Annotated in this window: 12 protein-coding genes and 2 tRNA genes; all 14 read right to left on the bottom strand. The window is 53.6% G+C overall.

The window, feature by feature from the left end:
* Window positions 1-26 precede the first annotated feature (26 nt).
* Window positions 27-1,271, bottom strand: a complete 1,245-nt coding sequence (gene mtr / locus F3J26_RS17235; RefSeq protein ID WP_166877798.1) for a tryptophan permease — start codon at window positions 1,269-1,271, stop codon at window positions 27-29.
* Window positions 1,272-1,424: 153 nt separating this feature from the next.
* A complete protein-coding gene (locus tag F3J26_RS17230) occupies window positions 1,425-3,353 on the bottom strand; it encodes a DEAD/DEAH family ATP-dependent RNA helicase (RefSeq protein WP_008454769.1) in 1,929 nt (642 codons plus the stop codon).
* Window positions 3,346-3,423, bottom strand: a complete 78-nt coding sequence (gene yrbN / locus F3J26_RS17225; protein WP_099458804.1) for a protein YrbN — start codon at window positions 3,421-3,423, stop codon at window positions 3,346-3,348. The genes F3J26_RS17230 and yrbN overlap by 8 nt, the downstream gene beginning before the upstream one ends.
* A gap of 110 nt (window positions 3,424-3,533) precedes the next feature.
* Window positions 3,534-4,418, bottom strand: coding sequence for a lipoprotein NlpI (nlpI, locus tag F3J26_RS17220; protein WP_008454770.1), 885 nt, complete (start codon window positions 4,416-4,418; stop codon window positions 3,534-3,536).
* A gap of 117 nt (window positions 4,419-4,535) precedes the next feature.
* A complete protein-coding gene (pnp, locus tag F3J26_RS17215; protein ID WP_008454773.1) occupies window positions 4,536-6,665 on the bottom strand; it encodes a polyribonucleotide nucleotidyltransferase in 2,130 nt (709 codons plus the stop codon).
* A gap of 247 nt (window positions 6,666-6,912) precedes the next feature.
* Window positions 6,913-7,182: a 30S ribosomal protein S15 gene (gene rpsO / locus F3J26_RS17210; RefSeq protein WP_008454776.1), complete on the bottom strand. Its 270-nt coding sequence runs from the start codon at window positions 7,180-7,182 to the stop codon at window positions 6,913-6,915.
* 154 nt (window positions 7,183-7,336) lie between these two features.
* On the bottom strand, window positions 7,337-8,281 hold the full coding sequence (gene truB / locus F3J26_RS17205; protein ID WP_166995028.1) for a tRNA pseudouridine(55) synthase TruB: 945 nt from the start codon (window positions 8,279-8,281) through the stop codon (window positions 7,337-7,339).
* The gene (rbfA, locus tag F3J26_RS17200; protein ID WP_008454782.1) at window positions 8,281-8,682 is read right to left on the bottom strand and encodes a 30S ribosome-binding factor RbfA; all 402 of its coding nucleotides are present in this window, start codon (window positions 8,680-8,682) and stop codon (window positions 8,281-8,283) included. Before rbfA ends, truB begins: the two co-directional genes overlap by 1 nt.
* 65 nt (window positions 8,683-8,747) lie before the next feature.
* A complete protein-coding gene (gene infB, locus F3J26_RS17195) occupies window positions 8,748-11,435 on the bottom strand; it encodes a translation initiation factor IF-2 (protein WP_166995026.1) in 2,688 nt (895 codons plus the stop codon).
* A 24-nt stretch (window positions 11,436-11,459) separates the two neighbouring features.
* Window positions 11,460-12,962, bottom strand: a complete 1,503-nt coding sequence (gene nusA / locus F3J26_RS17190) for a transcription termination factor NusA (RefSeq protein WP_008454785.1) — start codon at window positions 12,960-12,962, stop codon at window positions 11,460-11,462.
* 27 nt (window positions 12,963-12,989) lie between these two features.
* Window positions 12,990-13,442 (bottom strand): ribosome maturation factor RimP, encoded by a 453-nt coding sequence (gene rimP, locus F3J26_RS17185; protein WP_008454786.1) that lies wholly within the window; start codon window positions 13,440-13,442, stop codon window positions 12,990-12,992.
* Between the two features lie 213 nt (window positions 13,443-13,655).
* A tRNA-Met gene (locus F3J26_RS17180) sits at window positions 13,656-13,732 on the bottom strand.
* A gap of 59 nt (window positions 13,733-13,791) precedes the next feature.
* Window positions 13,792-13,878 (bottom strand) — tRNA-Leu (locus F3J26_RS17175).
* A gap of 49 nt (window positions 13,879-13,927) precedes the next feature.
* Window positions 13,928-14,260 carry a preprotein translocase subunit SecG gene (gene secG, locus F3J26_RS17170; RefSeq protein WP_038478508.1) on the bottom strand — a complete coding sequence of 111 codons (333 nt, stop codon included), beginning with the start codon at window positions 14,258-14,260 and terminating at the stop codon, window positions 13,928-13,930.
* Window positions 14,261-14,288 lie beyond the last annotated feature (28 nt).

Here is a 14,288-nt window from a genome sequence, read left to right as displayed (position 1 = left end):
TCTCAGCTCGGAGGGCCCGTTAGTATTTATTTATAAACCGGCAGGACGTCGAAGGTAGACAGGATGTGTACCAGCGCATTGCCCACGCCAAAGATCAGAATCAGGGCAATCATCGGCTTGCCACCCCAGACGCGGAATTTCGGGCTGCCAAAGCGTTTACGTGATTTTCTCGCCAGCAGCGCAGGGACAATGGCCGCCCAGATCGTCGCCGCCAGTCCCGCATAGCCAATCGCATACAGGAAGCCGTTCGGCCACAGCAGACCACCGACAATCGGCGGGACGAAAGTCAGCAGTGCCGTTTTCAAACGCCCCAGTGCGGAATCGTCAAACCCAAACAGATCCGCCAGGTAATCGAACAGCCCCAACGTGACGCCGAGGAATGAGCTCGCCACCGCAAAGTTCGAGAACACCACCAGTAACAAATCCAGGCTTCGGCTGTTGAGCACGCCGCTCAGCGCCTGCACCAGCACGTCAATGTTGCCGCCCTTCTCCGCGATGCCAATAAACTCAGGGCGTGGAATATTCCCCATCGTTCCCAGCAGCCAGATGGTATACAGCCCCAGCGCCATCAGCGTGCCGTAAACCAGGCAGCGAATAATGGTGCGAGGATCTTTGCCGTAATACTTCATCAGGCTAGGTACATTGCCGTGATAGCCAAAAGAGGCCAGGCAGAACGGCAGCGTCATTAATAAATAGGGCGTGTAGGAGGCATTGCTCTCCGCCACGTTAAATAGCGTTACTGGCGTGACGTGCCCAAGCAGGCTGCCGAAGGTCAGGAAGAAAGTGATGACTTTGGCACCAAGCACAATGGCCGTCATGCGGCTAACCGCTTTGGTACTCAGCCAGACGATAAACGCCACAGCCAGCGCAAAGGCGAGCCCCGCCAGGCGAGCCGGCACGTCCAGCGACATCTCTGAAAACGTATGATGCAGGATGGAGCCGCTGGCAGAAATATAGGCGTAAGTCAGGATATAAAGCACAAACGCAATCGACAGGCCGTTGATCGCGTTCCAGCCGCGCCCCAGCAGATCTTTAGTGATAGTGTCGAAGCTGGAGCCGATGCGGTAGTTCAGGTTCGCCTCCAGGATCATCAGCCCGGAATGCAGCATGCAGAACCAGGTGAAGACCAGCGCAGCCAGCGACCAAAAGAACCAGGCCCCCGACATCACCACCGGGAGCGAAAACATCCCTGCACCAATGATTGTCCCACCGATGATCATCACCCCGCCAATTAACGAAGGCTTTGTGCCGGGGGCGGTTAACGTTGTCATATCGAATCCCTGAAAAACTGAGCACGACGAAATTGTCTTATGCGGTTCATTGTACCAGTACATGAGTACAAAAGGGATAAAAAAAACCCCGATTGCAATAACCGGGGCTTTTATCACTGCCGTTTAAAAATAATACGGCAGATTATAGGTCAATTATGCATCACCGAAGCGACGACGAGCGGTTGCAGCTCCGTCTTCGCGACGCGGGCCACGACCACCTTCACGGCGTTCACCGCTGAAGCTACGGCCAGCACCGGCACCAGCGCCTTCGCGACGTGGGCCACGACCGCCTTCACGACGCTCGCCGCCGAAGCCACGGCCACCGCCGTCACGACCGCCGCGGCGTTCGCCACTACGCTCTGGACGAGGCTGCGCGTCACCCAGCAGTTGCATATTCATCGGCTTGTTCAGAATACGAGTGCGGGTAAAGTGCTGCAGAACTTCACCCGGCATGCCTTTCGGCAGCTCGATGGTGGAGTGGGTCCCGAACAGCTTGATGTTACCGATGTAACGGCTGCTGATGTCGCCTTCGTTAGCGATAGCGCCAACGATGTGACGAACTTCAACCCCATCATCACGGCCCACTTCAATGCGGTACAGTTCCATATCGCCAGCATCACGACGTTCGCGACGCGGACGATCTTCACCACCACGCTCTGGACGATCGCCACGTGGGCCACGGTCATTACGGTCGCCGCGACGTTCGAAGCGATCGTCACGCTCTTTGAATTCGCGACGTGGGCGCATCGGTGCATCTGGTGGCAGGATCAGAGGACGTTCACCCTGAGCCATTTTCAGCAGTGCTGCAGCCAGCGTTTCGATGTCCAGCTCTTCTTCAGCGGAAGGCTGAATTTTTGCCAGCAGGCCACGGTACAGATCCAGATCGCTGCTTTCCAGCTGCTGCTGAACTTTAGCGGCGAATTTAGCCAGACGACGCTCACCCAGCAGATCTGCGTTTGGCAGTTCTACTTCAGGAATCGTCAGCTTCATGGTGCGTTCGATGTTGCGCAGCAGGCGACGCTCGCGGTTCTCAACGAACAGCAGCGCACGGCCAGCACGGCCAGCACGACCGGTACGGCCGATACGGTGAACGTAAGACTCGGAGTCCATCGGGATGTCGTAGTTAACAACCAGGCTGATACGCTCCACGTCCAGGCCACGGGCCGCAACGTCGGTGGCGATCAGGATATCCAGACGACCATCTTTCAGGCGCTCCAGGGTCTGCTCACGCAGCGCCTGGTTCATGTCACCGTTCAGCGCGGCGCTGTTGTAACCGCTACGCTCCAGCGCTTCAGCCACTTCCAGAGTCGCGTTTTTGGTACGAACGAAGATAATCGCCGCATCAAAGTCTTCTGCTTCCAGGAAACGAACCAGCGCTTCGTTTTTACGCATGCCATAAACAGACCAGAAGCTCTGGCTGATGTCCGGGCGAGTAGTTACGCTGGACTGAATGCGCACTTCCTGAGGATCTTTCATGAAGCGACGGGTAATACGACGAATCGCTTCCGGCATGGTGGCAGAGAACAGCGCGGTCTGATGTTCAGCCGGGATCTGCGCCATGATGGTTTCAACGTCTTCGATGAAGCCCATACGCAGCATTTCGTCCGCTTCGTCCAGGACCAGACCTTTCAGGCCGGACAGGTTCAGAGTGCCGCGTTTCAGGTGGTCAAGCAGACGCCCTGGGGTACCCACAACAATCTGTGGTCCCTGACGCAGAGCGCGCAGCTGCACGTCATAACGCTGACCGCCGTAAAGGGCAACAACGTTCACGCCGTGCATGTGTTTAGAGAAATCCGTCATGGCTTCAGCAACCTGAACCGCCAGTTCGCGGGTCGGGGCCAGCACCAGGATTTGCGGTGCTTTCAGCTCAGGATCGAGGTTGTTCAGCAGCGGCAGAGAGAACGCTGCGGTTTTACCACTACCGGTCTGGGCCATACCCAGAACGTCGCGGCCATTCAGCAGGTGTGGGATACACTCAGCCTGAATGGGTGATGGCTTTTCGTAGCCCAGATCGTTCAGGGCCTGAATGATGGAGGCGTGCAGCCCCAGATCAGAAAAAGTGGTTTCGATGATATCAGTCATGTAGTACATGTGCCTCGTTGATGGCGGCCAGTCTACGTAACTCATCGTGAAATTGATCTGCAATTTTCATTGAAAAGTGTGAACCGGCTCAAATTTGATTGATTAACGAACAAAAACGCCCTCACCCGTGAAGGTGATGACTTTAGTTAAAAAGTTTATGGGACGATCGTTGTTCGTCAGCTATTGCTGGTCCGATTCTGCCAGGTCGTCTTGCTCCTGGCCCAAGAGCGCTAATTCCAACAATGCATAACGATGCTCAACGTAGTTGTGTACGTTGTTAGCAACCGCTAACTTGAACAGTGCCTTGGCGCTGTCCTTATCCCCCAGACTTAGGTAGTACTTACCTAAATAGAAGTTGGTTTCACTGAGATGCTCAGCGAGCGAGGTGTTATCCGTTGCGTCCGCCTTGAGGCGTTCCATTAGCTCTTTTTCGCTAATGTTGCCCAGGTAGAACTCGACAATATTCCATCCCCATTGCTCTCTATCCGATTTCTCGAGACGCTGTTGTAGCGCCACTTTGGCCTGTTTTTCGTCCAAATTGCGTTCAGCAATATAGAGCCACAGGCTACGGAAAGGATCGTTGGGATCGTCTTGATAAAACGCCAGCAGATCATCTTGCGCTAAACGATAACGACCACCGTAATAGAGGGCGATACCGCGATTTAAGTGCGCGTAGTTGTAAGTTGGATCAAGCTCAAGTACAGAATCAAACGCTTCATAGGCAGCATCAAAATTGCCTGCCTGCGTTAAATAAATGCCTAAGTAATTGAATACTTCAGGCATATCGGGACGGATGGCCAGCGCTTGTGAAAAATCATTCCGCGCCAGAGCCCTCAGACCGAGGCTATCATACAACACTCCGCGCTCATATAAAAGCTGTGCGCGTTCGTCATCGGTTAAAGCCCGACTGGCAAGTATTTGTTCCATGCGTGCCAGAATCACTTCCTGCTGCAGCGTAGGCTGCAATGGCACCGCTAATACTTCGTTCTTACGCCAGGCAGAGTTGCTGCATCCGGCCAGCGTGATAGCTGTCGCAACGAAACACCAGCGCAAAAAAGGCTTCATTTCCTACTCCCGAAGACAACAAATGGATGAACGTCCTGTCCCCCGGCTGCAAACGAGACATCCTGTCCCGTAACAAACAGCTCTCCATGTCACCATGGAGAGCTTAATTGGCAAACCTTACTCAGCTTCTGGCGCGGCTGGTGCTGCACCTTCTGCCGGAGACTGCTCGGTTGCTTCTTTAATGCTTAAACGGACGCGGCCCTGACGGTCAACTTCCAGTACTTTCACCGGAACTTCCTGACCCATCTGCAGATAGTCAGTCACTTTCTCTACGCGCTTGTCGGCGATTTGAGAGATGTGAACCAGACCTTCTTTACCGCCGCCGATAGCAACAAACGCACCGAAATCAACGATACGAGTGACTTTACCGTTATAGATACGGCCCACTTCGATTTCCGCGGTGATCTCTTCGATACGACGGATAGCGTGTTTCGCTTTGTCGCCGTCGGTCGCTGCGATTTTAACGGTACCGTCATCTTCGATTTCGATGGTGGTGCCGGTTTCTTCAGTCAGCGCACGAATTACAGCCCCACCCTTACCGATCACGTCTTTGATCTTGTCTGGGTTGATTTTAATGGTGTGAATACGTGGTGCGAACTCAGAAATATCGCCACGCGGTGCGTCGATAGCCTGCTCCATCACGCCCAGAATGTGCAGACGCGCACCCTTAGCCTGGTTCAGAGCCACCTGCATGATTTCGCGGGTGATACCTTCGATTTTGATATCCATCTGCAGCGCAGAGATACCTTCACGGCTACCGGCTACTTTGAAGTCCATGTCACCCAAGTGATCTTCGTCACCCAGAATGTCGGACAGAACAACAAAGTTGTCGCCTTCTTTCACCAGGCCCATCGCGATGCCCGCAACGGCGGCTTTGATTGGCACACCAGCGTCCATCAGTGCCAGAGATGCACCGCACACAGAGGCCATGGAAGAAGAACCGTTAGATTCGGTGATTTCAGAAACCACACGAACGGTGTACGGGAATTTGTCAGCTTCTGGCATAACGGCCAGAACACCACGCTTCGCCAGACGGCCGTGACCAATTTCACGACGCTTAGGCGAACCTACCATCCCGGTCTCGCCTACGGAGTACGGAGGGAAGTTGTAGTGGAACAGGAAGCTGTCAGTGCGCTCGCCCATCAGCTCGTCCAGCGTCTGTGCGTCACGTGCAGTACCCAGCGTGGCGGTAACCAGCGCCTGAGTTTCACCACGAGTGAACAGTGCAGAACCGTGAGTGCGCGGCAGAACACCAGTACGCACGTCCAGACCACGAATCATGTCTTTTTCGCGGCCATCGATGCGCAGTTCACCAGCCAGGATGCGGCTACGAACAACGTTTTTCTCGATAGCGTGCAGAATGTCAGACAGTTCAGCGGCATCCAGAGATTCGTCTTCTGCGGTCAGCGTCGCGATAACGTCAGCTTTGATGACGTCAACCTGTGCATAACGCTCTTGCTTCTCAGTGATGCGGTAAGCATCGCTCAGACGGGATTCAGCCAGCGCGGCAACGCGCGCATTCAGCGCTTCGTTTACCGCTTCAGGCTGCCAGTCCCAGCGTGGTTTGCCGGCTTCGGCAACCAGCGCGTTGATTTCTTTGATAACAACCTGCTGCTGATCGTGACCGAAGACAACGGCACCCAGCATCTGGTCTTCGCTCAGCAGTTCAGCTTCGGATTCAACCATCAGCACTGCGCTTTCGGTACCGGCAACAACCAGATCCAGCTTGCTGGTTTTCAGTTCTTCAGCGGTCGGGTTCAGCACATACTGGTCATTGATGTAACCAACACGAGCGGCACCGATTGGGCCGTTAAACGGAATACCGGACAGGCTCAGTGCTGCAGAAGCACCGATCATGGCTACGATATCAGGGTGAACCTGCGGGTTAACGGAGACAACGGTGGCGATAACCTGCACTTCGTTGACGAAACCTTCAGGGAACAGCGGGCGAACCGGGCGGTCAATCAGACGCGCAATCAGGGTTTCGCCTTCGCTTGGACGGCCTTCACGACGGAAGAAGCTACCTGGGATACGACCAGCAGCGTAGGTACGCTCCTGATAGTTAACGGTCAGCGGGAAGAAGTCCTGGCCTGGCTTGGCTTTTTTCTGGCCAACAACGGTAACGAATACCGCGGTGTCATCCATGCTTACCATTACAGCAGCGGTAGCCTGGCGAGCCATCATGCCGGTTTCAAGCGTGACCGTATGCTGGCCATACTGGAATTTACGAACGATCGGATTCAGCAAAATAAGATCCTTTAAAATGACGGGCAGCACGTGGCTTCACGCGCCGCCGTTGGTACCCGACCTTCATCGCATCCTCGCGACTAATGACAATCCTAACCCGCTCTGACGGGTAAAGCCTCTCATTAGCCGCGCGAACCTCTGCAATAAAGATCACACTCAGCAACAATACATTAGTTTCCATAGAATTGCTGCCGTCTGGTTGAAAAAAGGGGCCCTTACAGGCCCCTTTTTCTGAAACTCGCAAGAACTAGCGACGCAGACCCAGGCGCTCGATCAGGCCAGTGTAACGTGCTACATCTTTACGTTTCAGGTAGTCGAGCAGTTTACGACGCTGAGAAACCATACGCAGCAGACCACGACGGCTGTGGTGATCTTTTTTGTGCTCTGCAAAGTGACCCTGCAGGTGGTTAATCTGTGCAGTCAGCAGTGCAACCTGAACTTCGGTAGAACCGCTGTCGTTAGTACCACGACCAAACTCGGAAACGATTTTAGCTTTAGCTTCAACGCTTAGAGACATTTTCAACTCCAACATTATAGATAAATAAACAGGGTGCCGATCTCTAATTCAGCAACCCCAGTGCACGCCTGAACCGTTTGTTAAACAATCGGCCAGCCGTTAAGCCGCGCTATTTTACCTGTAGCGCCCTTTTACCGCAAGGTAGCGGCAAAAGTCAGACGGGATATTCGACGACCAGACGACGCGGAGCAACCCGGCCCTCGCCATCGATTTCACCCATACCGATGAATTTCTTCTCTTCGCCTTCGGTGACGCGCACCAACCCTTCGGCCTGAACGCCTGCCACCCGAACTGGATTACCGTTTTTAAAGTAGACGGCAACTTCAGGCAGCAAATTCACCAGCGGGAAATCGGAGGCTGGGCTGTCCATCGGCATCAGCAGCGGATCCAGCATTTCCGCTGGCTCGCGCCCCTGCCGATGTGCCTGTTCTACCAGCTCATTAAGCTGCTCCAGAGTGACCATCCGCTCAATCGGATATTTACTTACAGCCAGACGACGCAGGAAGATAACATGCGCCCCACAGCCAAGTTTTTCACCGAGATCGTCAACGATCGTACGAATGTACGTTCCCTTAGAGCAATGGACTTCCAGCTCCAGTTCATCCCCTTCATGGCGAATAAACAACAGCTCGTACACCGTGATTGGGCGAGCTTCACGTTCAACATCAATCCCCGCGCGCGCGTATTCGTACAGGGGCTTACCCTGATGCTTAAGCGCAGAGTACATCGATGGAACCTGCTCGGTATCCCCGCGGAAGCTCTCCAGCGCGGCAGCAAGCTGCTCGGTGCTAAAGCTAATTGGGCGTTCCTGGACCACAATGCCGTCGGCATCTGACGTGTCCGTGCGCTGCCCAAGTTTGGCAATAACGCGATAACGTTTGTCGGAGTCCAGCAGGTACTGGGAGAACTTCGTCGCTTCACCAAGGCAAATCGGCAGCATACCGGTCGCCAGCGGATCCAGCGCCCCGGTATGACCCGCGCGGTTCGCGTTATAAAGACGTTTTACTTTTTGCAGTGCGTCGTTGGACGAAAGGCCCTGAGGCTTATCGAGCAACAGTACACCATGAATATCACGACCGCGACGACGAGGACGACTCATCAATCCTCCTTGCTGTCGTCCGTATTCACGCGACGCTCGTCATCATGACGGATGACATTGGAAACCAGGTTAGACATGCGCATCCCTTCAACCAGCGAGTTATCGTAGAAGAAGGTCAGCTCAGGCACGATACGCAGACGCATTGCCTTGCCAACTAAAGTTCGGATATAGCCCGACGCGTCCTGCAGAACTTTGATGCCTTCTTTGATGGCATCTTCGTCTTTGTCGTTCAGGAAGGTCACAAATACTTTGGCATACGCCAGGTCACGGGAGACTTCGACCCCAGAAACGGTGGTCATCATGCCCAGACGCGGGTCTTTAATTTCACGCTGCAGGATAATGGCAATTTCTTTCTGCAATTCCTGAGAAACGCGCTGCGGGCGACCAAATTCTTTCGCCATAATAATTTCTCCAGACAAAACGGGGGGCACACGGCCCCCCTAAGATAGTTGATGCGGTACGGCTATCAGGAGATGGTACGCTTGATCTCGATAATTTCGAAGACTTCGATCATATCGCCCACGCGCACGTCGTTGTAGTTCTTAACGCCGATACCACATTCCATACCGTTACGGACTTCGCTTGCGTCATCTTTGAAGCGGCGCAGGGATTCCAGCTCGCCTTCATAGATAACCACGTTGTCGCGCAGTACGCGGATTGGGTTGTGACGTTTCACCACACCTTCGGTAACCATACAGCCAGCAATCGCGCCAAACTTCGGTGATTTGAAGACATCACGAACTTCAGCCAGGCCGATGATCTGCTGTTTCAGCTCTGGAGACAGCATACCGCTCATCGCCGCTTTCACTTCGTCGATCAGGTTATAGATGACGGAGTAGTAACGCAGATCCAGGCTTTCTGCTTCAATCACGCGGCGCGCAGACGCATCAGCACGGACGTTGAAGCCAACCAGAATGGCGTTGGATGCTGCAGCCAGCGTTGCGTCAGTTTCGGTGATCCCACCCACGCCGGAACCGATGATTTTAACTTTAACTTCATCGGTAGACAGTTTCAGCAGGGAGTCGCTGATTGCTTCCACAGAACCCTGAACGTCTGCCTTCAGCACGATGTTCACTTCGGACACTTCGCCTTCGGTCATGTTGGCGAACATGTTTTCCAGTTTGGATTTCTGCTGACGAGCCAGTTTCACTTCACGGAATTTACCCTGACGATACAGAGCAACTTCACGAGCTTTCTTCTCGTCACGAACAACGGTCACTTCGTCACCCGCGGCAGGCACGCCGGACAGGCCGAGGATCTCAACTGGAATAGAAGGACCCGCTTCGGTCACTTCACGCCCCATCTCGTCACGCATCGCACGTACACGGCCGTATTCGAAGCCACACAGAACGATATCGCCTTTGTTCAGAGTACCTTCACGCACAAGAACGGTAGCAACCGGACCACGACCTTTATCCAGGAAGGATTCGATGACCACGCCGCTTGCCATACCTTTACGGACGGCTTTCAGCTCCAGAACTTCGGCCTGCAGCAGGATTGCATCCAGCAGGTCGTCGATACCGGTACCGGCTTTTGCAGAAACGTGGATGAACTGGCTTTCGCCGCCCCACTCTTCCGGCATGATGCCATACTGGGACAGTTCGTTTTTAACGCGATCCGGATCCGCTTCTGGCTTATCGATTTTGTTCACCGCGACAACTACCGGTACCTGCGCCGCTTTTGCGTGCTGGATAGCTTCAATAGTCTGTGGCATTACGCCATCATCGGCAGCAACAACCAGAACAACGATATCCGTTGCCTGAGCACCACGAGCACGCATAGAAGTAAATGCTGCGTGACCTGGGGTATCCAGGAAGGTAACCATTCCGTTGTCGGTTTCTACGTGGTAAGCACCGATGTGCTGGGTAATACCACCCGCTTCTCCGGAGGCAACTTTAGTAGAACGAATGTAGTCCAGCAGAGAAGTTTTACCGTGGTCAACGTGACCCATGATGGTCACAACCGGTGCACGGGTTTCTGCCGCAGCGCCGGTGTCACGGTCGCTCATTACCGCTTCTTCCAGCTCGTTCTCACGACGCAGGATAACTTTGTGGCCCATCTCTTCAGCAACCAGCTGAGCGGTTTCTTGATCGATAACCTGGTTGATGGTCGCCATTGCGCCCAGCTTCATCATCGCTTTGATGACCTGAGAGCCTTTAACGGCCATTTTGTTAGCCAGTTCAGCAACGCTGATGGTTTCACCAATCACAACGTCACGGTTAACGGCCTGTGCTGGCTTGGTGAAGCCCTGCTGCAGGCTGCTTGGCTTACGCTTACCTTTGCCACCGCGAACGGCTGCACGAGCTTCTTCACGGTCAGCTTTAGACTCGCCGTGCTTACCGCCAGCTTTTTTCTGACGCGGCGCTTTAGCTGCAGTACGACCACGACCACGACCGCCTTCAACTTCACGATCGTTTTCGTCTTCTGCCTGACGAGCGTGCTGGGAAGTGGTGACGTGATAGTCAGACTTATCGTCTTCCACCTTCTCCTGCTCTTCCCAAACGCCAGCGTTAGCTTCAGCCATTTTACGGGCTTCTTCCGCCACGCGACGGGCATCTTCTTCGAGTTTGCGACGGGCTTCTTCTTCAGCTTTACGCTTCAGTTCAGCAGCTTCCGCTTCACGGCGAGCCTTCTCGGCGTGGGCGGCTTTCGTCATTTCATCAGTTTGTTGATTGCTCACTTTGTCTTTTTCCGCAGCTTCACGTTTCGCTTTATCAGCGGCTTCGCGCTTAGCTTGTTCTTCAGCTTCACGCTTAGCTTTTTCTTGTGCCGCACGTTTGGCAGCTTCCTCTGCCTCACGCTGGGCTTGCTCTTCCGCTTCACGCTGCGCCTGTTCTTCCGCAGCAAGGCGTTCTGCCTCTTGCGGATCACGTTTCACAAAGGTGCGCTTCTTGCGGACTTCGATTTGTACCGATTTACTTTTCCCACCGGTACCTGGAATGTTTAAAGTACTGCGCGTTTTGCGCTGTAAAGTCAACTTGTCTGGGCCTGAACCATGTTCGTGGTTCAGGTGTGCCAGCAGCGTTTGTTTCTCTTGCGCCGAAACGGAGTCATCAGCAGACTTCGGGATCCCTGCGTCAGCAAATTGCTGTACCAGGCGGTCCACGGAGGTCTGAATCTCTGCGGCCAGCGCTTTTACGGTTACATCTGTCATGCTGTTCCTTCCTGCTACAGTTTATTACGCTTCGCCGCCAAACCAGCAAATGTTACGCGCTGCCATGATCAACTCGCCGGCTTTCTCATCCGTTAAGCCTTCGATATCAGACAGGTCGTCAACACCTTGCTCGGCAAGGTCTTCCAGCGAGCTAACACCACGAGCAGCCAGTTTAAAGGCCAGCGGGCGATCCATCCCTTCGAGGTTCAGCAGATCCTCAGTAGGTTTTTTATCGCCAAGGCTCTCTTCTTGTGCCAGAGCCAGTGTGGTGAGCGCGTTTTTAGCGCGATCGCGTAATGCTTCCACGGTATCTTCATCAAGGCCGTCGATTTCCAGCAGCTCTTTCATTGGCACATAGGCCAGTTCTTCAAGCGTGGAGAAACCTTCTTCGACCAACACGGTGGCGAAATCCTCGTCAATATCGAGGTATTTGGTAAAGGTATCAATAGCCGCATGCGCTTCAGCCTGATGTTTAGCCTGCAGGTCATCAACGGTCATAACGTTGAGTTCCCAGCCGCTCAGCTGTGATGCCAGGCGAACGTTCTGACCGTTACGGCCAATGGCCTGCGCCAGGTTGCCTGCCTCTACCGCGATATCCATCGTATGTTTGTCTTCGTCGACAACAATGGATGCTACGTCGGCCGGTGCCATTGCGTTGATAACAAACTGCGCCGGGTTGTCGTCCCACAGCACGATATCAATACGCTCACCGCCTAACTCAGTAGAAACCGCCTGAACGCGCGCACCGCGCATACCAACGCAAGCACCGACCGGGTCGATACGTTTGTCGTTTGTTTTCACGGCGATTTTGGCGCGAGAGCCCGGATCGCGTGCGGCGGCTTTAATTTCGATAACTTCTTCACCGATTTCCGGCACTTCAATGCGGAACAGTTCGATCAGCATTTCAGGTTTGGAACGGCTAACGAACAACTGCGCACCGCGAGCTTCAGGACGTACTGCGTAAAGCACGCCGCGAATGCGGTCGCCCGGGCGGAAGTTTTCACGTGGCAGCATATCTTCACGCAGAATCACAGCTTCAGCGTTGCCGGACATGCCTTCCGATTTCAGTTCAAGGGAGATATTGTCGCGGTTAACTTTTTTCACTACACCGGTAACAATCTCACCTTCCTGATCGCGGAACTGATCTACTACCATCGCACGTTCGGCTTCGCGAACCTTCTGCACGATAACCTGCTTCGCAGTTTGAGTGGTGATACGGTCAAAGGTGACGGACTCAATTTCGTCTTCAACGTAATCGCCGAGGCCGAGAGCCGGATCTTCAAACTGAGCCGCTTCGAGAGTGATTTCACGCGTAGGTTGAGTGACTTCTTCAACGATAACCCAACGGCGGAAGGTATCGAAATCACCGCTTTTGCGGTCGATCTCAACGCGAACGTCAATTTCTTGCTCGTATTTTTTCTTGGTCGCCGTTGCCAGCGCACTTTCCAGCGCTTCGAAAATCTTCTCACGCGGCAGCGCTTTTTCGTTGGAAACTGCTTCAACAACAGCCAAAATTTCTTTGTTCATCCTGGGTTTTCACCTCAATCCAAACTATTAAAAGTGGGGTACCAGGTTCGCTTTCTGGATGTTGCTCAGCGCGAACACTTCGTCTTTTCCTTCGACCGTTACCGTGATCATCTCACCGTCTACGGCTTTAATAATACCCTGCCATTTGCGGCGGTTTTGCACAGCCATACGCAATACAATGCTCACTTCTTCGCCGGTAAAACGAACGTAGTGTTCTGCGGTGAACATTGGGCGATCGAGGCCAGGTGAGGACACTTCCAGGTTATAGGCCACGGTGATGGGATCTTCGACATCCAGTACGGCACTGACCTGGTGACTGACATCAGCACAATCATCAACATTGATGCCATCTTCACTATCAATATAGATGCGCAGCGTAGACGTGCGGCCCCGAACGAATTCGATGCCTACAAGTTCATAGCCCAGTGCTTCGACCGGTGCTGAAATCATCTCTGTTAATTTTTGCTCTAATGTGGACAAGCCCACCCCCAAGACATAAAAAAAGGGCATATAGCCCAGTTATTCTAAAGTCAGATAACAAAAAACCCCGATAAATCGGGGCTTTATATAACTGAACCCTGTATGCCGCAACTGCGGCCCGGACACCGTCCAGGAGAATTTTTTTCTAAATTCTTCGCGAAGGCACCGAAACTGGTGTTCACAGTATATTTGAAAAAGAACTCTCAGGGAAAGTGGTTGCGGGGGCCGGATTTGAACCGACGACCTTCGGGTTATGAGCCCGACGAGCTACCAGGCTGCTCCACCCCGCGTCCGAAAACGTGGCAAATACTACGCCAGAATTGCATTAAATGCAAGAATTGCTAGGATTTGGTACCGAGGACGGGACTTGAACCCGTAAGCCCAATCGGGCACTACCACCTCAAGGTAGCGTGTCTACCAATTCCACCACCTCGGCACTCTTTGAATACGGTAACCTTCATGTCACCGCATTGAAGCTGACAAACTTACTGTGGGATATCGCTGCTCGGCTTGGTAGGTGCCGCTGGCGCAGTCTGCTCAGTTTGTGCTGGCTGACTTAAATTTTCCCACTCGCTTCCTTTACTGGTTTTGTTGGTGCTGAGGTTACCCAGAACCAGGCTCAGGATAAAGAACAGCGTTGCGAGCACACCGGTCATGCGGGTCATGAAGTTACCAGAACCACTTGAACCGAATAACGTAGCGGAAGCGCCTGCTCCGAAGGAGGCTCCCATATCAGCGCCTTTACCTTGCTGCAGCATGATAAGACCTACAAGGCCCAACGCTACAATAAGGAAAACAACCAAAAGAGCTTCGTACATAATCAACCTGTTCCTTGCGGGGTTACCG

Origin of the sequence: Enterobacter sp. Ap-867 (assembly GCF_011752855.1) — a bacterium.
GTDB lineage: Bacteria > Pseudomonadota > Gammaproteobacteria > Enterobacterales > Enterobacteriaceae > Cedecea.
Note: the sequence above shows the minus strand (reverse complement) of the source record. Positions and strands in the feature narration are given on the sequence as shown.

What these genes read in the sequence shown, in the direction of transcription:
- mtr (WP_166877798.1), bottom strand. Translation starts at nt 1,271, where the DNA reads ATGACAACGTTAACCGCCCCCGGCACAAAGCCTTCGTTAATTGGCGGG.
- F3J26_RS17230 (WP_008454769.1), bottom strand. Translation starts at nt 3,353, where the DNA reads ATGACTGATATCATCGAAACCACTTTTTCTGATCTGGGGCTGCACGCC.
- yrbN (WP_099458804.1), bottom strand. Translation starts at nt 3,423, where the DNA reads ATGAAAATTGCAGATCAATTTCACGATGAGTTACGTAGACTGGCCGCC.
- nlpI (WP_008454770.1), bottom strand. Translation starts at nt 4,418, where the DNA reads ATGAAGCCTTTTTTGCGCTGGTGTTTCGTTGCGACAGCTATCACGCTG.
- rpsO (WP_008454776.1), bottom strand. Translation starts at nt 7,182, where the DNA reads ATGTCTCTAAGCGTTGAAGCTAAAGCTAAAATCGTTTCCGAGTTTGGT.
- truB (WP_166995028.1), bottom strand. Translation starts at nt 8,281, where the DNA reads ATGAGTCGTCCTCGTCGTCGCGGTCGTGATATTCATGGTGTACTGTTG.
- rbfA (WP_008454782.1), bottom strand. Translation starts at nt 8,682, where the DNA reads ATGGCGAAAGAATTTGGTCGCCCGCAGCGCGTTTCTCAGGAATTGCAG.
- infB (WP_166995026.1), bottom strand. Translation starts at nt 11,435, where the DNA reads ATGACAGATGTAACCGTAAAAGCGCTGGCCGCAGAGATTCAGACCTCC.
- nusA (WP_008454785.1), bottom strand. Translation starts at nt 12,962, where the DNA reads ATGAACAAAGAAATTTTGGCTGTTGTTGAAGCAGTTTCCAACGAAAAA.
- secG (WP_038478508.1), bottom strand. Translation starts at nt 14,260, where the DNA reads ATGTACGAAGCTCTTTTGGTTGTTTTCCTTATTGTAGCGTTGGGCCTT.